This window comes from Romboutsia sp. 1001285H_161024_C4, assembly GCF_015550185.1.
Classification (GTDB): Bacteria; Bacillota; Clostridia; order Peptostreptococcales; family Peptostreptococcaceae; genus Romboutsia_C; species Romboutsia_C hominis.
The window spans coordinates 265,492-290,822 of record NZ_JADNAJ010000004.1 but is presented as its reverse complement, the minus strand read 5'-3'; the positions used below and the strand labels follow the sequence as shown (position 1 = coordinate 290,822).

The following is a 25,331-nucleotide window of genomic DNA, read 5'->3' as shown; positions in this document are numbered from 1 at the left end:
AGTACTTTAATAATAAATAATTTTAAAAATTTTAAAAGTAAATATATTGATTTTGCTAAAGCGTAGGTATAAATTAGTTTTGACTGTTTTATATCTACGCTTTTAATTTTAATAAAATAATCTATGGGAATAATTTATTTTTTTAGGGTATAATTCTAATATGAAAATATAAAAGTGGAGGTAATAAATTGTTTGACATACAGGATCATTTAAAGAAACTTCCAGCACAACCTGGTGTATATTTAATGAAAGATAAGTTTGATAATATTATATATGTAGGAAAGGCTGTATCCTTAAAAAATAGAGTAAGACAATATTTTCAATCATCTAAAAATCATCCTTCAAAAGTAAAGTCTATGGTTAAAAATATATATAAATTTGAGTATATTATTACAGATTCAGAATTAGAAGCACTTATATTAGAATGTAATCTGATTAAGCAATATAGACCTAAATATAATGTTTTATTAAGGGATGATAAAACATACCCATATATTAAGGTAACAACTAATGAAGATTTTCCTAGAGTATTAAAAGTTAGAAGAGTACTAAAGGATAAGGCAAGGTATTTTGGGCCATATACTAATACAACAGCAGTGAATGATACATTAGAGATAATAAGAAATACTTATCCAATAAGAACTTGTAATATAGATATAGATAAAGCTATAAAGAACAAAATGAGACCATGCTTAAATATGCATATAAAAAAGTGTGTAGGCCCATGTACAGGAAATGTAAGCAAGGAAGATTACAATAAAATGATAGAAGAAATAATACTTTTCTTATCAGGTAAAGAAGAAAAATTAATTGAAATACTGACTGAGAAAATGAATAAATGTGCTATGGAATTTAATTTTGAAGATGCAGCTATGTACAGAGATAAAATTAGAAGTTTAGAAGAAATGATGCAAAAGCAAAAAATAGATGCCACTACATCAGACTTAAATCAAGATGTTATAGCAATGGCAAGAGCACATGATGAAGCTTGTGTTCAAGTATTCTTTATTAGAAATGGTAAAATAGTAGGTAGAGAACATTTTATATTAGAAGGGGTTATGGAAAGTGAGAGAGCATCTATATTATCATCCTTTGTTAAGCAGTTTTACATGGAACAAGAGTATATACCAAAGGAATTAATAATAGAAGATGAAATAGAAGACAGTTTTATACTAGAAGAATGGTTATCTGCTAAAAAAGGGCAAAAAGTTACTATAAGGGTTCCTCAAAAAGGAGAAAAGAAAAATCTAGTAGAAATGGTAAGAAAAAATGCTGTAGAATATCTTGAGAAATTTTCCGATATGAACAAGAGAAAGTACGAAAAAAGTATTGGAGCTTTAGATGAGTTAAAAAATATACTAGGATTAGACAAAAGACCAAAAAGAATAGAGTCCTTTGATATATCAAATATACAAGGTGTAGACTCTATTGGTTCTATGGTAGTATTTACTGATGGAAAAAAAGATAAAAAGGAATATCGTAGATATAAAATAAAAACAGTTATAGGTCCTAATGATTTTGATTCTATGGCAGAAATAGTAGAAAGAAGATTGAAGTATGGAGATTTACCAGATTTAATTCTTTTAGATGGAGGAAAAGGACAAGTTAGTGCAGTAAAAAAAGTTTTAGAAAGATATAATGTAGAAATACCTCTATGGGGAATGTATAAAGACGATAAACATAGAACAAAGGGACTTATTTCCCAGGAAAAAGAGATTGAACTAGATAAAACATCTAACTTGTATAGATTTGTCGCAAGTATTCAAGAAGAAGTTCATAACTATGCTATAACATATCACAGAAGTTTAAGAAATAAATCTTTGACAAAATCAGTTCTAGATGATATACAAGGAATAGGGGAAAAAAGAAAAAAAGCTCTATTAAATCACTTTAAAGATATAGAATCTATAAAAAAAGCTAACATTGAAGAATTATTAGAAGTGGAAGGAATGAATAGAGCAGCCTGTGAGAATGTTTACAATTATTTCAGAAAGGGATAATAATATGAATTTCATCGATAAGGTTTCAATCAAAGAAATTATAAAGGATTTAGAATTAGAAGTAGTATATATGCCTGATAATAAAGAGTACTATGTATATTCTCAGGATGTAAATAGGCCAGGATTACAATATGCTGGATATTTTGAACATTTTGCTTATGATAGAATTCAAATAATAGGAAGAGCAGAATATAATTACTTTAGTTATTTAGATGCAGAAAGAAGAGAAAATGTACTAGATAAATTATTTTCTTATGAAATTCCTGCACTTATAGTAACAAGAGGATTGGAAGTTAATTCTGATGTCATAAAATATGCTAAGAAGTATGGAAGAATAATTTTAAGCACAAAGAGAAATACAACTAGATTTATAAACAGATTATCAAATTATTTAGATGATAGAATGGCACCTCATACTACATTGCATGGTGTATTAGTGGATGTATATGGTATAGGAGTATTAATAAAGGGAGAAAGTAGCATTGGTAAATCAGAAACAGCTTTAGAATTAGTTCAAAGAGGTCATAGATTAGTTGCCGATGATGCAGTAGAAATAAGAAGATTAGATGAAAGTGTACTTTTAGGGCAATCCCCAGAGTTACTTAGACATTTTTTAGAAATAAGAGGGATTGGTATAATAGATGTGAGAAGCTTGTATGGTGCTGGCGCTGTAAAAAATAGTAAGACTATTGATTTAGTAGTGCACTTAGAGGCTTGGAATGAAGATAAATATTATGATAGATTAGGATTAGACAAAGAATTTGAAGAAATTTTAGAAGTAAGTGTCGAGAAGTTAGTTGTACCAGTTAAACCTGGTAGAAATACAGCTATGATAATAGAAGTTGCAGCCATGAACTTTAGGCAAAAGGGAATGGGATATGATGCAGCACAAGAATTTACTAAAAAATTATCTCAACTTATAGATACTAAGAAGTGCTAAGTAAAAATATTTAAAAAGATGGTGTAGGTAGGAATAAATAATAAGCTTATCTACACTTTTTATTTGTAAAATATTATAGTATGTAAATAAAAAGTGAATTGACCAATATTATTTAATTAGCTCAATTCACTTATATTAAAATTTTACTAATTTAGGTTAAACTGTTGCATCAGACTCTTTTATACAAGTACATTCTCCATTATTTACATTGTAAACTAAGCTCTTATCAAAATAGTGAGTATGAAGGAATTTATGAGCAACTTTTCCATGAGGTTCTCCTAAGAATTCATCATATAATGCTACTATAGCAGGATTTTCATGAGATTTACGAAGTTTTTTATTTCTATCTATATTATATAACCCTAAAGCCCTTTTCTTAACAACATCATAATCACCATGATGATATGGTTGACCAGCACCAGCAATACATCCACCAGGACAAGCCATTACCTCTATTATATGGTACTTAGAGTTTCCGTTTTTAACTTCATCCATGACTTTTCTAGCATTTCCAAGGCTACTAGCTATACATACATTTACAATAGTACCATCTATATCTATACTAGCTTCCTTTATACCTTCCATCCCTCTAACTTGAGTGAAGTTTACATCAGCAAGTTCTTTATCAGTTACCCATTCATAAGCAGTACGAAGAGCAGCCTCTAAAACACCGCCAGTAGTACCGAATATATCAGCAGCCCCAGAAGATTTACCTAGTGGGTTATCAAAATCTTTTTCATCTAATGTTAAGAAATCTATACCTGCTTCTTTTATCATTTTAGCAAGTTCTCTTGTAGTTATAGAAACATCAACATCGAGAACCTCTTCTTGACCTAATTCAGTTCTAGAACATTCATATTTCTTAGCTACACAAGGCATCACTGAAACAATATACATATCTTTTGGTTTTATATTTATAACTTTAGGAGCAAAATAATTCTTAGCTATAGCTCCAAACATTTCTTGTGGTGATTTACAACTTGAAGGAAGATTTAGAAATTCTGGATAGTTTTTTTCAACAAAGTTTATCCAAGCAGGGCAACAACTTGTTAAGATAGGAAGATTTTTACCTTTTTTAAGTCTGTGTAAGAACTCAGAAGCTTCCTCTAATATAGTAAGGTCAGCAGAGAAGTTAGTATCAAATACATATTTAAAGCCAAGAGCTTTTAACGCAGATACCATTTTTCCTGTAGTTATAGTACCTGGCTCTAATCCAAATTCTTCTCCTAAAGCAACTCTTACAGCAGGAGCAACTTGAACGGCTACAGTCTTTTCTTTTTGATTTAAGGCATTCCATACAGTAGGTATATTATTTACCTCTGTTAAAGCTCCTGTTGGACATACTGCTATACATTGACCACAGAAAGTACATTCAGTTTCACATAAATCAGAATTGAAGAATGTGCTAACTTCTGTGCCAAATCCACGATTTATGCCAGATAAAACTCCTACACTTTGTATATCATTACACATTGTTTCACATCTTCTACATAAGATGCATTTGTCATGGTCTTTTACTATTGATTCTGTTGAAGTGTCTTTTGGAGAAGTTGATTGTTCGCCTTTATATCTGATTTTTCTTATACCTAAATCAGCGGCTATACTTTGTAATTCGCAGTTTCCATTTTTCTCACAAACTAAACAATCTTGAGGATGGTCTGATAATAATAATTCAACAACATTTTTACGAGCCTTTAAAGCTTCTTTAGTATTGGTTTGAACATCCATACCTTCTTTAACTAAAGTACCGCAAGCAGGAACTAAACCTCTTCCAGCACTAACCATACATACACGGCAAGATGCGCATTGGTTAATCATATTTATTTCTTTCATTTTTAGGTGACAAAGATTAGGTATTTGAACATTTACTTCTTTTGCAGCTTCTAAAATAGTACTGCCTTTAGGAACTGAAACAGACTTGCCATTTATAGTTAAGTTAACTAAACTCATTTTTATCCCCCCAATAAAGCTAAATTTATTGTTTTATGATAGCATTAAATTTACAATTATCCATACAAGCACCACACTTTAAGCACTTAGAAACATCTATTACGTGTTTTTCTTTAGGTTTACCAGATATACATCCAGCAGGGCATATTCTGCTACACTTAGTACATCCCTTACAGTCATCAGTTATGATGTAATCAAGAAGTGCTTGACACTTTCCAGATGGACATTTTTTATCTACAACGTGAGCAACATACTCATCATAGAAGTTATCAAGTGTACTTAAAACTGGGTTAGGAGCACATTTACCAAGGCCACATAAAGAAGTAGTCTTTATAGTTGTTGCCAACTCTTTTAAATCAGCTAAATCTTGTAAAGTACCTTTACCTTCTGTTATTTTTGTAAGCATTTCAAGTAATCTCTTATTACCTATACGGCAAGGAGTACATTTACCACAAGATTCTTCTACAGTAAATTCTAAGAAGAATTTACATATATCTACCATACAATCGGAATCATCAAGAACGAGCATACCACCTGAACCCATCATAGAACCTATAGAGCTTAATGATTTAAAATCTATAGGAGTATCAAGGTTGTTAGATGCAATACATCCACCAGATGGTCCTCCAGTTTGAACAGCTTTAAACTCTCTTTCATTAGGTATACCGCCACCTATTTCATATACTATTTCTCTTAAAGTAGTGCCCATAGGAACTTCAACAAGACCTACGTTATTTATTTTTCCACCAAGTGCGAAAACTTTAGTTCCTGGAGAATTTTCAGTACCGTACTTAGTAAACCATTCGGCCCCTTCATTTATTATTGCAGGGATATTAGCGAAAGTTTCAACGTTGTTTAAGCAAGTTGGTTTATCCCATAAACCACGCTTAGAAGAACTATAAGTCTTCATTCGAGGCTCTCCACGTTTACCTTCTATTGAATTAATGAGAGCAGTACCTTCACCGCAAACGAATGCTCCAGCACCATACTTTAAGTCTATATTAAAGTTAAAATCTGTACCTAATATATTGTCTCCAAGAAGACCAATTTCTTGGGCTTGAGATATAGCAACTTTTAACCTTTCTATTGCAAGAGGGTACTCAGCCCTTATGTATATGTGACCTGTATCAGCACCTACAGCATAGCCACATATAGCCATAGCTTCTAATACGCTGTGAGGGTCACCTTCAAGTATAGATCTATCCATGAATGCACCTGGATCACCTTCATCGGCATTACATACAACATATTTTTGACCTGGAGGAGTTTGAGCAGTAGATTCCCATTTAACTCCTGTAGGGAAACCGGCACCACCCCTACCTCTAAGGCCAGAAGCTTTTATTTCTTCAATAACTTGTTCTGGTGTTAATTCATTTATACATTTACCAAGTGCAATGTATCCTTGACATCCTAGATATTCGTTTATATTTTCAGGATTTATATGACCACAATTTCTAAGGGCAACACGAGATTGCTTTTTATAGAAGGACATATCGTCATGTTTTTCAACTTTTCTATGACCAAGGGCAGGTTCTTCAAATAATAATCTTTCAACAACTTCATGCTTAACTAGATGTGTATCAACTATCTCCTTAGCATCGTCTGGAGTTACTTGAACATAGAAAACATTATCAGGGAAGACCTTAACTATTGGACCCTTAGCACAGAATCCAAAACATCCTGTAAGATGAACTTCAGCTTGACTTTCAAGACCTGCATTTTTTATTTCATTTCTCAAATTTTCTATTATAAGATTACTATCTGCAGAAGTACATCCAGTACCTCCACAGACTAATAATTCTCTTTTTGTTAAGTTCCCTTTAGAATGATTTTCTCTCATATCAAGGGCTGGTTTATACTTTGCAACCAGGCTTTTTAATTCTTCAAAAGATTTTATCTTACTCATTTATTTCCCCCCTTAGCAATTTATTTCTGTTTCTCTATAATTGTCTAAGATACTAGTAACATCTTCAGGCTTAACTTGTCCATAAACTTTACCATTTACCACAACAACCGGAGCAAGGCCACATGCACCAACACATCTTAATCCCTCAAGAGAGAATTTAAGATCCTTTGTAGTTTCTCCAGATTTTATACCAAGTTCTTTTTCAAATTGTGCTAATATTTTATCTGCACCTTTAACGAAGCAAACAGTACCTAAACATACACTTATTTTATATTCACCTCTTGGCTCAGTGGTAAAGTAAGAATAGAAACTAACAACACCGTACACTTTAGATGGAGCAACATCTAAAGCTTTAGCTATATAAAGTTGTACTTCTTTAGGCAAGAAGCCAAATATACCTTGAGCATGGTGTAGTACTTGGATTAAAGCGCCCTTTCTAGTTTCAAGAGAACCAATGAAGTTGTCTAATTGGTCAAATAAATGCTTGTTACGTGAATAAAAGTCACACATACAAATCCCCCTTATCGTATAAAAAATTTAAACTAATAAAACTTTAAAGTATAATAAGAGTTTTATTAAAAATTAACTTTATAAAATAATACTTATCTTATAATAGTAGATTTTATATTATTTTATGCTAAAAAGTTAACTAAAATTAAGATATACCCATTGGAAATATGTTAAATCAGTAAATCTAAGATGAAAAATTAGATGAGTATTACGATGTTAGTAAAGATGTGATAGTTTAAATGATAATTATATTATAATATATAAAATAGTTAAAAAGTTAAAATTTAAAGAATTAGTGAAAGAATATTTTGAATTGTCTAAAAATATACGATAAATAAAAGTATGCATCAAGTTAAAACTCAATACATACTTTTATTTATTACAATACAGGAGATAAAAGTCTAGAAATAGACTGTTTTATTCTCACTATATTTGATCTTGAATTATATATATCTAAGGTAATTTCTTTAGATTTTAGAATGTCATTTTCAAATATTTTCTTTTGTTTCTTAGCAACTTCAGGAGAGTACATAAATGCATTAACCTCAAAGTTTAACTCGAAACTTCTTATATCCATATTAGCTGTACCAATAGAACAGATAGTATCATCAATAACTATGGTCTTAGCATGTAAAAATGCATTCTCGTCATAAGTATACAGTTTTGCACCGAATTTTAATAGCTCACCTGCATAAGAGTAAGATGCCCAATATACAAATGGGTGGTCAGGTTTAGATGGTATCATTATTCTAACATCAACACCAGATAGACATGCTACCCTTAGTATATCTACTAAAGTTTTATCTAAGATAAAATAAGGGCTTTGTATATAAAGATACTTCTTAGCTCCCTGAATCATTTTCATATACCCATATTTTATTTCATCTAATTCTGTTATATCAGGACCACTAGATACAATTTGAACACCAACATTGTCACAAGAAGTTTCAGTTGGAACCATAGTATTTTTTTGAATGAAATACTTATCCATATCTAAATTTTCCTGAGTTGTAAATCTCCAATCAAGCATAAATCTAATATTTAAATCTCTTACACATTCTCCTGTAAGTTTAAGGTGAGTATCTCTCCAGTAACCAAATTTAGGGTCTTTACCTAAATATTCATCACCAACATTATTCCCACCAACGAAACCAACATTACCATCTATAACAACGATTTTACGATGATTTCTATAGTTTAGGTTGAAGTTTACTATTTTCATAAAAGAAGGGAAGAAGCAACCAACTTTAACTCCTGCTTTTTTTAACTTAGCTATAGATTTATCTGAGAAGAGTCTACTTCCTACAGCATCATATAGAAGCCTTACTTCTACACCCTCATCTAATTTTTCTAATAGAATATCTATTACTTTATTTCCGATGTCATCATCTTTAAATATATAAAACTGTATATTTATATATTCCTTAGCCTTTTTTAATTCATCTAATAGAGAATCAAAAAATTCCTTAGGTTTTTCATATATATCAACAGAGTTATTAGTTGAATAATGTGCATAGTTAGAATTAGCTAGAGCATAAATAATATCCTTATTAGCTAATAAGCTAGGATCTAGACTGTTATCACATTCTAACTTAGCGTGAGTGTTAACTATATTATCTTTTAAAATTCTATCTTCTTCTTCTTTAATCTTAAACATATTATCTTTAGAGATTCCATGTCCAAAAGTAATATACAATACAAAGCCTACAGCAGGAATGGTTAAAAGTATAAGAATCCATGCCATTGTAGTTTGAGTATCTCTTTTTTCTCTAAATATAAGATGTATAACTGCAGAAAAGTTTAATATATAGATTAGTGTCACAAACATTTCATAGGCCGAATCTTTAATAAAAGATAAGTTCATCACAAAACCCCCTTCTAGAATAAGTACGAATAAATATATATTTTAATACTATTTATAGCACATAGTCAATAAATAAGGTATAAATTTAACGAAAACACAAAAGTATGTCGAGAAAATAAGGATTAGCTAACAGAATGTCTTAATAATAAAAAAAGAGATTATACTGTGATTATAGTATAATCTCTTGAATATTTATATTAATTAAGCTGCTTTCTTAGCTTCTGAAGATTCTTCTTTATTAGCATATAAGAAGAAGTATATACCAGCAACGAATATTGCCCCTCCTAATATGTTACCTATTGTAACTGGTATTAAGTTATTCATGAATATGCTTGGTACGTTTATAGCAGCTGCATCAGCGGCAGTTTTGTGAGCTGCTTCTAAGAATGCAGTATTTCCTTTAGCGAATAAACCTGCGAATAAGTATCCCATGTTAGCAACACTATGCTCAAATCCAGCACAAACAAATAAGAATATACCGATGAATCCAGTTAAAACTTTACCAGATATATCCTTAGCTCCGTAGCTCATCCATACAGTAACACAAACTATCCAGTTACATAATATACCTGATATCATAGCAGATATCCAAGGGAAACCTAATTTACCGATAGCATTTTTAACAACAACACCACCATATAGTCCGTTACTCCAATCGAATACACCAGACATACTAACCATCCATGCAACTAATACTGCACCTAATAAGTTACCTATCCAAACTAAAGCCCAGTTCTTGAAAGCTTGTCCCCAAGTAACTTTTTTCTTGAAAGCTGCTAAAGCTACAAGTATATTTCCTGTGAATAAGTCCGCACCAGCTATTAAAACAAATATAAGTCCAGCAGGGAACATAAGTCCAGCTACCATTTTACCTAATCCGTAAGTAGCAGGGTTTGCTAATAAGTTGTAAGCAGCTGCAACTGATCCTAAAGCACCGAATGCTATGTAAGCACCAGCTAAGAATGCAGAAGCTAAAACTTTTTTAGTTGGCGTAGTAGCCTTTTTTATACCAGTGTTGATAGTGTACTCTGCTATTTCAGCTGGCATAAGCATTTTCTTATCTGACATATAAAGTCCTCCTCTAAAATATATAAATATTATTAAATAATAAATTTCAAACTTGTTATGAAATTTTAATTTTTCTGTCGAAAAACACAACAGTAGTAATTATACAATAAAAATTTAACTTTGTATACATAAAACATTCAACTTAATAAAATGTGAAATTAATCTACAAAAACGTCTTTTATAATGTGAGTAACTATATTCAAAAATATATATTTAGTATACATGGTTTGTATTTGTAGATAAATTAACTACGATGGTGCTATAATCTTTTTAAGTGCTTATATAAAAATAGGGGGTGGATTTATGGACAAAAGATTCTTAACACCCAGGGAAGTAGCAAATGCTACTGTAAATGTAGGTATAAATAAAGCTAACTTATCTACTAGCTCATGTATTAGGTTAGGTATACTTGCAGGTATTTTTATAGGCTTTGGAGGATTAGGAAACATACTATTCGGTCAAACTATATCTAATATAGACCCAGGGCTAGGTAGATTTGTTGGAGCGATGGTGTTCCCTGTTGGACTTATGTTAGTTGTAATATGCGGAGCAGAACTTTTTACAGGAAACAATTTAATGACCTTAGCAGTTTTAGAAAAGAAAATAACTATAGGTCAAATGTTTAGGAATTGGAGCTTTGTATATTTGGCAAACTTTGTAGGATCTGTAGTTCTAGCTTTAATTGTATTTTATTCAGGTACATTATCTGGTGATGCAGCTACTAAAGCAATAGCTATAGCAGAATCTAAAGCAAATCTTGATATTTTGCAGATGTTCTTAAGAGCTATAATGTGTAATATTTTAGTTGTTTTAGCAGTATGGATGGCTACAGCTTCTCAAGATATAGCATCAAAAATATTTTCATGTTGGTTCCCAATAATGCTATTTGTATTATGTGGATTTGAACATAGTATTGCGAATATGTTCTTCATACCTATGGGAATGTTATTAGGTGCACAAGTTAGTATAGTAGGATTACTAATAAATCTAGTTTTTGTAACATTAGGAAATATTGTAGGAGGGGCTATAATTATTCCCTTTGCATATCATAGATGTTACCTTAAAAAAACAACATCAAAAAATACTAATTAGGAACATTGCGTTGATATAGCTATATCAACGCTTTTTTAATTTACTTTAGACCTTTATATATTGTTATTTTTTTTTTAATACATTATTATATATAAGATAGATGAAATTAATAAAATACAAGTAAATGAATATAAATAAGTATATAAATATGTATAATTAGTATAAACTAGGAGGAAATATAGATATATGAATAAGGCATTTATATATAACAGTTTATTAGATATATTAGGCGAAGAAAATAAAGGAAATATAATGGTAGATGAGCCGATGAAAAAACACATATCATTTAGAGTTGGTGGACCTGCCGATATATTAGTAAAGCCAAATACAGAAGAACAGATAAGAGATATTATAAAACTATTAAAGGAAGAAAACGTTCCATATATTGTAATAGGAAATGGTTCAAACTTATTAGTTAAAGATGGTGGAATAAGAGGAGTTGTTATTGAAATATCAAATAATTTCAATGACTTCGAAATAGAAGGAACTACTGTAAAAATTAAATCAGGAGCAATGCTTTCTGTAGTTGGGAAAGCTGTAATGAGGGAAGAGTTAAAAGGCTTTGAATTTGCGGCTGGAATACCAGGTACATTAGGTGGGGCATTAGCTATGAATGCAGGTGCTTATGGCGGAGAAATGAAGGATATAGTTAAATCTGTAAGACTTATGGATACAGATGGTAATATATTTGAGTTTACAAATGAACAAATGGAATTTGAATATAGAAAAAGTATTTTAACTAGAACAAACTATATAGTATTATCAGCAGCAATAGAATTAGAAAAAGGAAACTATGAAGAAATAAAAGAAACAATGAAAGACTTTACTCAAAGAAGAGTTACAAAGCAACCTTTAAGTTTACCAAGTGCGGGAAGTACTTTTAAAAGACCAGAAGGACACTTTGCAGGTAAATTAATAGAGGACTGTGGATTAAAAGGTCTTACATTAGGTGGAGCACAAGTTTCTGAAAAGCACAGTGGATTTGTTGTTAATATAGGCAATGCTAAAGCTAAAGATTTATTGGATTTAATGTATGTAGTAAAAAGTACTGTTAATGCTAAGTTCAATGTTTTACTTGAAGAAGAGGTTAAGATACTTGGAGAGGACTAAAATATGCAAATATTAGCAGATTATCATACACACACTATATATAGTCATGGAAAAGGTACAATAGAAGAGAATGTTAAAGTGGCTATGTCTAAGGGTATAAAAAAAATCGGAATATCAGACCATGGATATAGACATATGACATATGGTGTTAAACTAAAAGATATACAAAAAATGAGAGAAGAAATTGATAAATTGAACCAAAAATACCCTAATATAGATATCCTTTTAGGAATGGAATGTAATATACTAGATAAAAATGGTAACATAGACATAAATGAAAATATTATACATTTTTTCGATTACGTAATGGCAGGGTATCACTTTGGATCAGCTCCAACATCATTAAAAAGTATGATGAATCATTTTAATAATTACATTATAAAAAATGAAAAGGCAAAAGAGTATAATACTCAAGGCATAATAAATGCTATGAGAAACAATGATATTTTTATTATAACGCATCCTGGAGATAAAGGAGATGTGTATATAGAGGAAATAGCTAAGGTGGCAAAAGAGACTAATACAAGACTTGAAATTAATAGTAGTCATGGATATTTAAATGTAGAACAGCTAAAAAAAATAAAACATTTAGGAAATACATTTATAATAGGATCTGATGCACACATACCTAATAACGTAGGAAATTTTGACAAAGCTATGAAGACTATTAAAGAAGCTAAATTAGATTTATCATTTGTTGAAAATATAAGAGTATAAAAATTTAAGGGGGTAAGTTAGATGAAATTTGTAATAGTTACTGGACTTTCTGGGTCAGGAAAAAGTGAAACTATGAGAGCTTTAGAAGATATGGGATTTTATTGTGTAGATAACTTACCACCTGCTTTAATAACAAAATTTGCAGAGTTATGTTATCAACCAAATTCAAGTATTGATAAAGTTGCTTTAGGTATAGATATTAGAGGAAGAAGATTTTTCAAGGAACTTCATGAGAGTTTAGAGTATTTAAAAAAAGAAAACTATAAATATGAAATGTTATATTTAGATTGTTCAGATAGAGTATTATTAAATAGATATAAAATGACAAGAAGAAATCATCCTCTTTCTATGAACGTATCTTTAACAGAAGGTATAAAAATGGAAAGAGAGATAATGGAACCCTTAAAAGAAGTATCTGATTCTATTATAGATACGACTAATATGAAGCCTAAGGATTTAAAGGAAGAGATAAGCAAGATATACTCTCAAGGAGAAGAAAATAATAAATTAACTATATCTGTATTATCATTTGGATTTAAACATGGTATACCAGCAGATTGTGATTTAGTATTTGATGTAAGATTCTTGCCAAATCCATACTATCTAGAAGAATTAAGACCTAAAACAGGTGACGAACAAGATGTAAGAGATTATGTTATGAATTCTAAGATAAGTCAAGAATTTTTTTACAAATTAAATGATATGATACAATTTTTAGTACCACAGTATATAGAAGAAGGAAAGCAACATTTAGTTATTGGTATAGGTTGTACTGGAGGTAGACATAGATCTGTAACTATAGCGAATCTTATATATGATGAGCTGATGAAAAAAGGATATAGGGTCGTAAAGAAACACAGAGACTCTATGATTAGATAATCTGGAGGAAAAAATGAGTACTATATTTTTTATAGTAGGGGTAACAGGGTGGGTTTCTTTATTAATATCATTTTATTTATATAGAAGAATTGTAAATGAAAGAATCAAGCCAAGATATCTTAGAAGTAAGGAAAGTGTAGAACCAAAAGTTGTTGTTATAGGAGGAGGTACAGGTCAATCAATTTTCTTGAGGGGTCTAAAATACCATACTAAAAATATAACTGCAATAGTTACTGTTGCAGATGATGGTGGAGGATCTGGAGTATTAAGAGAAGACTTAGGGATGTTGCCTCCAGGGGATATAAGAAATTGTCTGTTAGCTCTTGCCAATATAGAGCCTACTATGGATGAAGTTATGAAGTATAGATTCACAGAAGGTGGCTTAAAAGGTCAAAGTTTTGGCAATCTGTTTTTGGCAGCAATGAATGGTTTATATGGAAATTTTGAAGTTGCTGTATATAAAATGAGTCAAATATTTGCAATAACTGGAAAGGTATTGCCAGTAACATTAGAAGATATAAATCTTGTAGCAAAGCTAAAAGATAAAAGCATAGTAAAAGGGGAATCGAATATTCCAAAGGAAGTAAAATCTAAAAATACATCTATAGAAAAAGTATTTTTAGAACCATCTAATGCAAAACCGTTGGACGAAGTTATTAACTCTATAGAAAATGCTGATATAATAGTTATAGGTCCAGGAAGTTTATATACAAGTATAATTCCAAATCTTTTAGTTGATGGAGTAGTCGATGCAATTAAAGCGTCAAAAGCCCCAAAGGTATATATATCTAACATAATGACCCAACCAGGGGAAACAGACGAATACAATGTTTTGCAACATGTAAATGCAATAATAAAACATTCAAGTGAAAATATTATTGATTATGTGATATCAAATAATGAAATATTACCAGAATATATATATGAAAGATACCAAAAAGATGGTGCTAGTCAAGTTTTACTAGACAAAGGGCAAAAAAATACCCTTAAAGGTATGGGGGTAAAATCGATAGAAGAAAACCTAATTGAGATAAAAAATAATTATATTAGACATGATGCAGATTGCATTTCTAGTATAATAGTTGATTTGGCACTAAGTCATAAAAATGACACTATGAAGTAAAAAAGGATTTTAAGTATTTATGTAGAAATCCTTATTATTATGTTAGTTTTAAGGAGTGAACATCTATGAGAGAAGAGGTTAGTGCCGGAGGTGTAGTACTATTTGGCAATGCCATACTTTTACTTAGAAAATTCAATGGAGATTGGGTTTTACCGAAAGGAAAGGTAGAAGAAGGCGAAAATAGGCAAGAGGCAGCGTTACGAGAAGTTTTAGAAGAAACTGGGGTAAAAGCTGAAATACTGAAATATTTAGGTGAAATTCATTATACATTCAAAGAAAACTGGGATGAAAACAAAGCGGTTCATAAAACTGTATTTTGGTATTTAATGCATGCAAGAAATATGGATACAATACCTCAAAAAGAAGAAGGGTTTATAGATGCTAAGTTTATACATTTAGATAGGGTAGTAGACTTGGCTAGATATGATGATGAAAAGGAAATCATCAAAGTTGCTTTACAAGAAATAAAAAAACGATTAAAAAAGAACAGTTAATAGGTGATAATTATGTCTTTTTCAGCTGAAACGAAAAATGAGTTAGCAAGAATTACGTCAGATAATGATAATTGCAACATAGCTGAATTAGCTGCTCTAGTAAGATTATCAGGAAGTATACAAATTGTAGGATATAAAAAATTAAATTTAAAGATAACTACGGAGCTAAACTCTATAGCTCGTAAGGTATTTAGACTACTAAAACAAAATTTTGGTATAAACACAACTATATCGGTAAATAAGAATCAAATGCTAAAGAGAAATAATAGCTATGTTCTTATGGTTACTAGTGAAATGGGAGCACAAAAACTTATAAAGGATTTAGGGATATTAGAGCCAGGAGATGGATTTTATCCTTTAAATAAAGTACCAAGTCATCTTTTAAAAGATGATGAATGTATAAGAGCTTTTATAAGAGGTGCATTTCTTGGAGGAGGATCTATAAGTGATCCGGGGAAAAATTATCATATGGAGTTTGTAACTAACAATGAGGAATTTGCAGAATCCCTACAGAACCTTATAAATTCATTAGGATTTAATTGTAAAATAGTTCTTAGAAAGAATAACTATGTAGTGTACTTAAAGGAAAGTGAACAAATATCGGATTTATTAAGTATAATAGGAGCTCACAATGCACTTTTAAGTCTTCAGAACACAAAAATTGTAAAAGCAATGAGAAATAATGTAAATCGTATAGTTAACTGCGAAACTGCGAATCTTTCAAAAACTGTTAATGCAGCAGTTAGACAGGTGGAAAATATTAAGTTTATACAAGAAACTATCGGAATAAATAGTTTACCTGAAAACTTGCAAGAAATAGCTAAAGTTAGGCTAGAATGTGAAGACTTAACATTAAAGGAATTAGGAGAAATACTAAATCCTCCAATAGGTAAGTCTGGTGTAAATCATAGATTAAGAAAAATAGAAGAGATAGCTAACAATCTTAGGAATAAGTAATATAGGGGTTATATTTATATAACCTCTTTTTGTATATAAAAATACGGTATATATTAACTAATAGTTCGTTATTTTAAGGATATATACTGATTAAAGGTATAAATATGATAGCTCAATAGATAAGTGTTAAAATTAAAGTTTTATCACCTTATTTTATGGTAATATAAGAAGATAAGACAGGAGGTGGTTTAGTGAGCAAAGATTTCGCACATCTTCATGTTCACACGGAGTATAGTTTACTTGATGGTTTTTCAAGAGTAAAGAAGCTTGTGAGTAAAGCAAAAGAATTGAATATGAGTTCTATTGCCATAACAGACCATGGTTGTATGTTTGGAGTAATAGATTTTTATAAAACAGCTAAAAAAGAAGGAATAAAACCTATAATAGGTTGTGAGGTATATACAGCACCTCGTAGATTAAGAGATAAAGACCCTAATTATGATAAAAATCAAGGACATTTAGTTTTATTAGCAAAGGATATGGAAGGATATCAAAATCTTATAAAACTAGTATCTACTTCTTATGTAGAAGGATTTTATTATAAACCAAGAATAGATATGGATGAACTTAGAAAATATAGTAAGGGAATTATAGCTTTATCAGCATGTTTAGCAGGAGATATAGCACAATCTCTTATGGATAGAAATTATGAAAAAGCAAAAAAATACGCTTTAGAATATGAAAGTATATTTGGAAAGGGTAATTATTATTTAGAAATACAAGACCAAAACATAGAAGAGCAAAGGTCTGTAAATGAAGAAATAATAAAACTTTCAAGAGAAACAGGTATACCATTAGTTGCTACAAATGATGTACATTATGTTAATAAAGAAGATGCAAAGATTCATGATGCACTTATGTGTATTCAGATGGGTAAAACTTTAAACGATCCAAATAGAATGAGGTTTGGTAGTGATGAATTTTATCTAAAATCAAGAGAAGAAATGGAAAGGGTATTTCCAGACGTCATAGAGGCATTAGATAATACTGTAAAGATAGCAGAACAATGTAATGTAGAATTTGACTTCAATACAATACATTTACCACAATATGAAGTTCCTAAAGGTTATACACCAGATAGCTATCTTAGAGAACTTTGCTTTAAGGGATTAGAAGAAAGATATGGTGCCCCAAGTCAAGAAGTTATAGATAGACTTAATTATGAATTAAGTGTCATTGAAAAAATGGGATACGTAGAGTATTTCTTAATCACATGGGATTTTATAAACTTCTCTAAAGAAAATAATATAATGGTAGGTCCAGGTAGAGGTAGTGCGGCAGGTTCTATTGTTGCATATACCCTTAAAATAACAGATATAGACCCTATAAAATACTCACTGTTATTTGAAAGATTTTTAAATCCAGAGCGTGTATCCATGCCCGATATAGATATTGACTTCTGTTATGAAAGAAGAGAAGAAGTTATAGATTATGTAAAAAGAAAATATGGTGAAGATCACGTTGCACAGATAATAACTTTTGGAACAATGGGAGCTAAAGCTGCTATAAGAGATGTTGGTAGAGTTTTAGATGTACCATATAACAAAGTAGACAAAATAGCAAAAGAAATTCCATTTGCTTTAGGGATGACAATAGATAAAGCTCTAGAAACCAATCCAAATCTAAGAGCATTATATGAACAAGATAAAGAAACAAAAGAAATCATAGATATATCAAAGCAAATAGAGGGAATGCTTAGACATGCATCTACCCATGCAGCAGGTGTAGTTATATCTAAAAATCCAGTAGATGAATATGTACCACTATATAAACACCAAGATGCTATAACAACTCAATTTACTATGACTACATTAGAAGAGCTTGGTCTTTTAAAGATGGATTTCTTAGGACTGAGAACTTTAACTGTAATAAGAGATGCACTTGAATTGATAGAAAAAAATCATGGTGTAAAAATAGACTTTTCTAAAATGGATTATGATGATAAAAAAGTATATGAACTTTTATCATCAGGTAATACGCTAGGTGTATTCCAATTAGAAAGTGCTGGGATGAGAAGTTTCATGAAACAATTAAGACCTGATAATTTCGAGGATATAGTGGCAGGAATATCTTTATACAGACCGGGTCCAATGGATTCTATACCTACTTATATAGAAAACAAGAATAATCCAGATAAAGTTAAATACCTACATGAGTCTTTAAGACCTATAATGGATGTTACCTATGGATGTTTAGTATATCAAGAGCAGGTTATGCAGGTTGTTAGAGATTTAGGTGGATATACTTATGGCCGTAGTGACTTAGTTAGAAGAGCTATGGGTAAAAAGAAGATGGATGTAATGGAAGAAGAAAGAAGATACTTTGTCCATGGTAAAGAAGATGAAGACGGAAATATAGAAATAGCTGGGTGTGTAAGGAATGGTGTTCCAGAAGAAATAGCTGAAAAAATATTTGATGATATGATAGACTTTGCAAAATATGCTTTTAATAAATCGCATGCTGCTGCATATGGTGTATTATCATATGAAACAGCCTACTTAAAAGCACACTATCCAGTAGAATTTATGGCAGCTTTAATAACAAGTGTAATGGGTAATACTGATAAAGTTGTTGAATATATAAGAGAATGTAACGCATTAGGAATTGAAATATTAAGGCCAGATATAAATAGTAGTTTTTCTAAATTCTCAGTTGAGGGAACTAACATAAGATTTGGACTAGCAGCTGTCAAAAATGTCAGTGTGAATATTATAAATAATATAATAAGAGAAAGAGAAGCTAATGGCAGATTTACAGATATATCAGATCTTCTAAAAAGATTAGATTCAAAAGATATAAACAAAAGGGTCATAGAGAGTTTAATAAAGTGTGGGGCTTTTGATGAAATATCTGAAAATAGAGCAAGTCTAATGGCAGGGTATGAAGGCTTAATCGATAGTGTCTCTATGGACAGAAAGAAAAATCTTCAAGGTCAAATATCTTTATTTGATGCATTTGGATCTCAAGGCGAGTCTACTCAATTACAAGAAGTTAGTAAGTTACCAAGTTTAAAAGAATATGAGGAAAGAGAAAAGCTAAACTTAGAAAAAGAAGTCCTAGGAATGTATGTAAGTGGACACCCTCTTTCACAATTTGAAGAAGAAATAAGTAGAAGAACTTCTATTGATAATGGAAAACTAAATGCTTTAAAAGACGATGTTGAAAATTATTTAGCACTAGATGAAAAAGAAGTTATAATGGGTGGTATGGTAGTTAATAAAATAATAAAAACTACAAAAAGAAATGATATTATGGCATTTATAGAACTTGAGGATTTGTATGGAACAATAGAAATAATAGTATTTCCTCAATTACTGCAAAAATACAATCATATACTAAATGAAGATAATATTATATATGTAAAAGGTACTCTAAGTATAAAAGAGGATGAAAATGCAAAACTTATAGCTAGAGAGATAAAAGATATAAGTGACACTTCTAAGTTTGAAGAGTCTAGATATAAAAATAGAGTAGATAATAATCAAACACAAAGATCACAGGTAGGCAACAATTCTAAACTTGGTTTATACCTAAAGGTAGATAGTCATAAAAATCAAGATATTATAAACCGTATAGGTGAGGTATTTAAAAATCACTTAGGAAAAGAAAATGTATTTTTATATGCAGAAGATACAAAACAATTATACAAGTGGAATGGTCTAAGTGTAGATATATGCGAAGAGTTGATGCATAGCTTAGAAAAAATACTACCTAAGAGTTGTATTAAGATAAAGAAATAAAGATAATAATGAAGTTTTATAATAAAACGTTAGATAAAATATTTTAAAAAAGTACATTTTAGGAGATTATATTTACTATAAAGTTAAAATAGGAATATAATTTCCTATGTACTATAAAGAATAAAAATAAAATAGAAGAATATTAATAATATTATTAAAAAAGTAATGTATATTATGGTATAATATCAGAAAAGAATATATTAGCATGTTTAATTTTTTTAACTTTGATGGGATAAAAAAAAGATGCAGGGACGATTAATGTCCCTGTATGTAATATATACTAGGAGGTATCATTATGAAAACTATAGGTATATTAACAAGTGGAGGAGATGCTCCAGGAATGAACGCAGCTATAAGAGCTGTTGTCAGATCTGCTATTTATTACGGATGCAAAGTATATGGAATTAACAGAGGATATAAAGGGTTAATAGAAGAAGACCTAGAAGAAATGAACTTATCTTCTGTAGGTGACATTATACATAGAGGTGGAACAATATTAAAGTCTTCTAGATGTGAAGAGTTTAAAACTGAAGAAGGAAGAAAAGTAGCAGTTAAAGTTTTAAAAAAATATGGTATAGATTGTTTAGTTGTTATAGGTGGAGATGGATCATTTAATGGTGCATTAAAATTAACAGAGTTAGGTTTCCCTGCAATAGGATTACCAGGAACTATAGACAATGACTTAGCGTATACAGACTATACTATAGGATTTGATACAACAATTAATACTATAATAGATGCCATAGGTAAAATAAGAGATACTTCTTCATCTCATGAAAGGGTTAACATAATTGAAGTTATGGGAAGACACTGTGGAGACTTAGCTTTATATGCTGGTCTTGCAGGAGGAGCGGAAACTATAATAGTTCCAGAAATTAACTATAATGTAGATGATGTATGTAATAAGTTAGATACAACAAAGAAAAGGGGTAAAAGACACAGTATAATAATTTTAGCAGAGGGTGTTGGAAATGCCCAAGACCTTGGAAAAGAAATAGTGGCTAGAACAAATGCAGATTTAAGAGTTACAATACTAGGACATGTCCAAAGAGGAGGAAGTCCAACGGCATTTGATAGAATATTAGCTAGTAAGATGGGTGTTAGAGCGGTAGAATTGCTTCTAGATGGTAAAGCTGGAAGAGTTGTAGGTACTAGAGCAAATGAAATAATTGACATGGATATAACTGAAGCTTTATCAATGACTAGGGATTTTGATAAGGAAACTTATGAGATGGCAAAAATACTATCTATATAATTTAGGAGGAGCATATATATGTTAAATAATATGAAGAGAACAAAAATAGTTTGTACATTAGGACCAGCATCAAGTACGGAAGAAGTATTAACACAACTTGTTGAGAGTGGGTTAAACGTTTGTAGATTTAACTTTTCTCATGGATCTCATGAAGAGCACAAAGAAAGATTTGATGTTGCTAAAGGGGTAAGAGAAAAATTAGGAAAGCCAGTAGCGCTTTTATTAGATACTAAGGGACCAGAAATAAGAACAGGAAACTTTGCTGACCCAGAAGTATTATTAGAAGAAGGGCAAACATTTACTATAACGATGAAAGATGTTATAGGAACAAAAGAAATTTGTACAGTAAGTTACAAAGATTTAGCTAAAGATGTTGTTTCAGGAGATACTATACTAATAGATGATGGATTAGTAGGACTTAGAGTTAAAGAAGTTAATGGAGATGATATCGTTTGTGTAGTTGAAAACTCTGGAGTAGTTAAAAATCACAAAGGTGTAAATGTTCCGGGTGTTAAGATAAACTTACCAGCTATAACTGAAAAAGATGCAAGTGATATAGAATTTGGTATATCTCAAGGTATAGATTACATAGCAGCTTCATTTGTAAGAAAAGCATCAGACGTATTAGCTATAAGAGAATTATTAGAAAAAAATAATGCTACAGATATACAAATAATATCTAAAATAGAAAATCAAGAAGGTGTAGATAATATAGATGAAATATTAAAAGTTTCTGATGGTATAATGGTTGCAAGAGGGGATCTTGGAGTTGAAATACCAACAGAAGATATACCTGTAGTTCAAAAGATGATAATAAGAAAATGTAACGAATTAGCTAAGCCAGTAATAACAGCTACTCAAATGCTTGATTCTATGATAAGAAATCCAAGACCAACAAGAGCAGAAGTTACAGATGTTGCAAATGCTATATACGATGGAACAGATGCTATAATGCTATCAGGAGAAACTGCTGCTGGTAAATATCCAGTTGAAGCTGTTAAGACTATGGCTACAATAGCTAAAAGAACTGAAGAAACATTAGATTACGATAACTTATTAAAGCAAAATACTAATAATAACTCAACAGTAACAGATGCAATAAGTCATGCTACTTGTACAACTGCAATAGATTTAAATGCATCAGCTATAATAACTTCTACATCTACAGGATACACTGCTAGAATGGTATCTAAATTTAGACCTAAGTGTCCAATAATAGCTACTACTGATGATGAAAAAGTTATGAGAAGATTAGCTCTTACTTGGGGAGTATATAGTGTTAAAGCATCTAATGCTCACAATACAGATGAAGTTATAGAAAACTCTATAGAAGCAGCTAAAAATGCTAAATACATAAACAATGGAGAATTAGTTGTTATAACAGCTGGAGTACCTGTTGGAGTAAGCGGAACTACTAACTTAATAAAAGTTCATGTTATAAGTGAAGAAATAGCAAATGGTATAGGTGTTGGAAGTAAGACTGCTGAAGGTAATGTACGTATAGTTAGAAATGTAGGGGAATGTGTAGAGTTTAACGAAGGAGATATATTAGTTACAACCATGACTGATATAGAAATGAATCCATATATAGAAAAAGCAGGAGCTATAGTAACAGAAGAAGGCGGAATGACTTCACATGCAGCAATAGTTGGACTAAACTTAGATAAACCAGTTATAGTTTCAGCTAGAGATATATTAAGTATAGTAAAAGATGGAGAGGTTATAACTGTTGATGCATCAAGAGGAGTAATATATAGAGGATCAAGTAGAGTTCTGTAGTAAAAAGAATTAAAAAATAATTTTAAATTTTCTAAAAACTTAAAAATAACAACTTTAAAATGCTTAAAGTCAGTTATACTATATTTTTGAGTTATATATTAGCCACTAAGTTTAATAATTAAACTTAGTGGCTATTTTTTGTATTCATATTCTGTAACAAATTGATATGTAACAGTAATATGCACCTCATTTAGAGCATAACTATAAAAAAAGGGGGGATACAAATGTCAGAGAGTAGAGAGAATTGGGGTTCTAAGGTTGGCCTTATATTGGCTATGGCGGGTAATGCTGTTGGGCTAGGGAACTTCTGGAGATTTCCATATGTAGCCGCTTCAAATGGTGGAGGAGCATTTATGATACCATACTTCTTCGCACTAATAGTTATAGGTATACCTATAATGTTAGTTGAATGGAGTATTGGACGCCATGGAGGTAAATATGGGCATGGGACAATAGGTCCTATGATGTATTTACAGGCTAAGCAAGCAATGGCTCCGAAAAAAGCAATTATAGTTGGAGCTTTATGTGGAATGATAGCTTTTGGAGTTACTATATTAGTTAACTCTTACTACAATCACATAATAGGATGGTCATTAGGGTTTGCATTCAACTCATTAACAGGAGGATACAATTCAGATCCAGGAGCGTTCTTTGGAAGTTATATACAAGATCCGAAGAATTTAATATTCTGGGTTATTTCATTACTCTGTCTAGCATTTGCTGTAATGAAAGGTATACAAAAAGGTATAGAATCATGGGCCAAAGTTATGATGCCTACGCTTTATGTATTTGGTATTATACTAGGTATAAGAGCGTTGACACTAGGGGCACCAGTCAATCCAGATTGGAGTTCATTAGCAGGTCTTAACTTTATATGGAATCCAGACTTTAGTCAATTATCATGGTCATCTGCAATAGCAGCAGCAGGTCAAATATTCTTCACATTATCTTTAGGTATGGGTATAATACACAATTATGCATCTTACTTAAAGCCAGATGAAGATATAGTAACAGCTTCTGTAGCTACAGTATCATTAAATGAATTTGCAGAAGTTATATTAGGTGGTACAGCTGTTATACCTATAGCTTATGCATTTTTAGGACCAGAAGGTATAAAAGGAAGTATAGGTCTTGCATTTATGGTATTACCAAATGTATTTAGCACTATGACTGGTGGAGGAATATTTGGAGCTCTGTGGTTCTTATTGTTATTCTTTGCTGGTATAACATCTGCAATAGCAATGTACAATTATTTAGTTGCATTACTAGAAGAAGATGCAGGTATAGATAGAAAGAAAGGTGCTTGGATAGTATTTGTTGGATATCTAATAGTTGGGGCACCAATAGCATTAGAGTCAATACTAACTCAAAGTGCTAACTTAGTTTACTTTACAGAAATTGACAACTGGATAGGTAACTACTTACTGATAGTTCTTGGGTTAATAGAGATAATAGTAATAGGTTGGTGTGTTAAAGATAAGGCTTTACAAGAAATGAATAGAGGCGGATTATGGAAAGTCCCTAAGTGGTTCTTTAGATTGTTCCATCAGTTCTTAACACCAATAACTATAATAACTTTCCTAGTATTCTTCACAAGAGATTACTGGATGGCTGGTAACTTTAAAATAACACCAAGCTATATAGAAGGTATACCAGAGTTTGCCGTTTGGGTAAATTTAGGTAGAGCAGTTGTTTTTGGAGTATTATTGATTGGCTTTATTCAATCATATAAATCTATCAAATCTAAATATAAAGAGGAAATAGAATCAAATAAAGTAACAACTTCATAAAATAAAGGAGGTTGAACTTATGACAGGCGCTGCATGGGTATTTATGGGGACAATATGGACTACAATATTTGTTTGTATAGGAGTATCTATGAAAACTATAATTAAAGATCAAAAGTAAGATAAAATATAAAGACCCTACTTAATTTTACTGTAGGGT

Annotated in this window: 18 protein-coding genes; 13 read left to right on the top strand and 5 right to left on the bottom strand. The window is 30.9% G+C overall.

All coding sequences use genetic code 11. From position 1 onward, the window contains the following. Window positions 1-188: 188 nt before the first annotated feature. Together uvrC and hprK are read left to right on the top strand one after the other, a co-directional pair. Window positions 189-2,000: an excinuclease ABC subunit UvrC gene (gene uvrC / locus I1959_RS09510; RefSeq protein WP_092922299.1), complete on the top strand. Its 1,812-nt coding sequence runs from the start codon at window positions 189-191 to the stop codon at window positions 1,998-2,000. Window positions 2,001-2,004: 4 nt separating this feature from the next. Continuing rightward, window positions 2,005-2,940, top strand: a complete 936-nt coding sequence (gene hprK, locus I1959_RS09505) for an HPr(Ser) kinase/phosphatase (RefSeq protein ID WP_092922302.1) — start codon at window positions 2,005-2,007, stop codon at window positions 2,938-2,940. Window positions 2,941-3,096: 156 nt separating this feature from the next. Here the strand turns inward: hprK and I1959_RS09500 are convergent, their stop codons facing one another. The 5 genes from I1959_RS09500 to I1959_RS09480 all read right to left on the bottom strand — a co-directional run bounded on the left by I1959_RS09500 (window position 3,097) and on the right by I1959_RS09480 (window position 10,238). Next, window positions 3,097-4,890, bottom strand: coding sequence for an NADH-dependent [FeFe] hydrogenase, group A6 (locus tag I1959_RS09500; protein ID WP_195238094.1), 1,794 nt, complete (start codon window positions 4,888-4,890; stop codon window positions 3,097-3,099). Between the two features lie 25 nt (window positions 4,891-4,915). Then, window positions 4,916-6,796 (bottom strand): NADH-quinone oxidoreductase subunit NuoF, encoded by a 1,881-nt coding sequence (locus I1959_RS09495; protein WP_195238091.1) that lies wholly within the window; start codon window positions 6,794-6,796, stop codon window positions 4,916-4,918. A 12-nt stretch (window positions 6,797-6,808) separates the two neighbouring features. After that, the gene (locus I1959_RS09490) at window positions 6,809-7,306 is read right to left on the bottom strand and encodes an NADH-quinone oxidoreductase subunit NuoE family protein (protein WP_195238089.1); all 498 of its coding nucleotides are present in this window, start codon (window positions 7,304-7,306) and stop codon (window positions 6,809-6,811) included. Window positions 7,307-7,685: 379 nt separating this feature from the next. Next, complete coding sequence (gene cls / locus I1959_RS09485) at window positions 7,686-9,170, bottom strand: cardiolipin synthase (protein WP_207733567.1); 1,485 nt, start codon at window positions 9,168-9,170, stop codon at window positions 7,686-7,688. Between the two features lie 201 nt (window positions 9,171-9,371). Beyond that, window positions 9,372-10,238 (bottom strand): formate/nitrite transporter family protein, encoded by an 867-nt coding sequence (locus I1959_RS09480; protein ID WP_092922317.1) that lies wholly within the window; start codon window positions 10,236-10,238, stop codon window positions 9,372-9,374. Between the two features lie 303 nt (window positions 10,239-10,541). On the opposite strand from I1959_RS09480, the gene I1959_RS09475 reads away from it, so the two are divergent. From I1959_RS09475 to I1959_RS09425, 11 genes are all read left to right on the top strand, one after another. Next, window positions 10,542-11,330 carry a formate/nitrite transporter family protein gene (locus tag I1959_RS09475; protein ID WP_195238087.1) on the top strand — a complete coding sequence of 263 codons (789 nt, stop codon included), beginning with the start codon at window positions 10,542-10,544 and terminating at the stop codon, window positions 11,328-11,330. Between the two features lie 186 nt (window positions 11,331-11,516). After that, window positions 11,517-12,440: a UDP-N-acetylmuramate dehydrogenase gene (gene murB, locus I1959_RS09470; protein ID WP_195238085.1), complete on the top strand. Its 924-nt coding sequence runs from the start codon at window positions 11,517-11,519 to the stop codon at window positions 12,438-12,440. Window positions 12,441-12,443: 3 nt separating this feature from the next. Next, window positions 12,444-13,157, top strand: coding sequence for a PHP domain-containing protein (locus tag I1959_RS09465; RefSeq protein WP_092922324.1), 714 nt, complete (start codon window positions 12,444-12,446; stop codon window positions 13,155-13,157). A gap of 21 nt (window positions 13,158-13,178) precedes the next feature. Then, window positions 13,179-14,036, top strand: a complete 858-nt coding sequence (gene rapZ / locus I1959_RS09460; RefSeq protein ID WP_092922327.1) for an RNase adapter RapZ — start codon at window positions 13,179-13,181, stop codon at window positions 14,034-14,036. A gap of 13 nt (window positions 14,037-14,049) precedes the next feature. Next, a complete protein-coding gene (locus I1959_RS09455) occupies window positions 14,050-15,159 on the top strand; it encodes a gluconeogenesis factor YvcK family protein (RefSeq protein ID WP_166504690.1) in 1,110 nt (369 codons plus the stop codon). A 65-nt stretch (window positions 15,160-15,224) separates the two neighbouring features. Then, on the top strand, window positions 15,225-15,653 hold the full coding sequence (locus tag I1959_RS09450) for an NUDIX hydrolase (RefSeq protein ID WP_092922332.1): 429 nt from the start codon (window positions 15,225-15,227) through the stop codon (window positions 15,651-15,653). Window positions 15,654-15,665: 12 nt separating this feature from the next. Beyond that, a complete protein-coding gene (gene whiA / locus I1959_RS09445; protein WP_166504691.1) occupies window positions 15,666-16,610 on the top strand; it encodes a DNA-binding protein WhiA in 945 nt (314 codons plus the stop codon). A gap of 191 nt (window positions 16,611-16,801) precedes the next feature. Beyond that, window positions 16,802-20,350: a DNA polymerase III subunit alpha gene (locus I1959_RS09440; RefSeq protein WP_195238083.1), complete on the top strand. Its 3,549-nt coding sequence runs from the start codon at window positions 16,802-16,804 to the stop codon at window positions 20,348-20,350. Between the two features lie 295 nt (window positions 20,351-20,645). After that, window positions 20,646-21,605, top strand: a complete 960-nt coding sequence (gene pfkA, locus I1959_RS09435) for a 6-phosphofructokinase (RefSeq protein ID WP_092922341.1) — start codon at window positions 20,646-20,648, stop codon at window positions 21,603-21,605. A gap of 18 nt (window positions 21,606-21,623) precedes the next feature. Beyond that, a complete protein-coding gene (pyk, locus tag I1959_RS09430; RefSeq protein ID WP_092922344.1) occupies window positions 21,624-23,384 on the top strand; it encodes a pyruvate kinase in 1,761 nt (586 codons plus the stop codon). Window positions 23,385-23,608: 224 nt separating this feature from the next. After that, window positions 23,609-25,174, top strand: coding sequence for a sodium-dependent transporter (locus tag I1959_RS09425; protein WP_092922347.1), 1,566 nt, complete (start codon window positions 23,609-23,611; stop codon window positions 25,172-25,174). Window positions 25,175-25,331 lie beyond the last annotated feature (157 nt).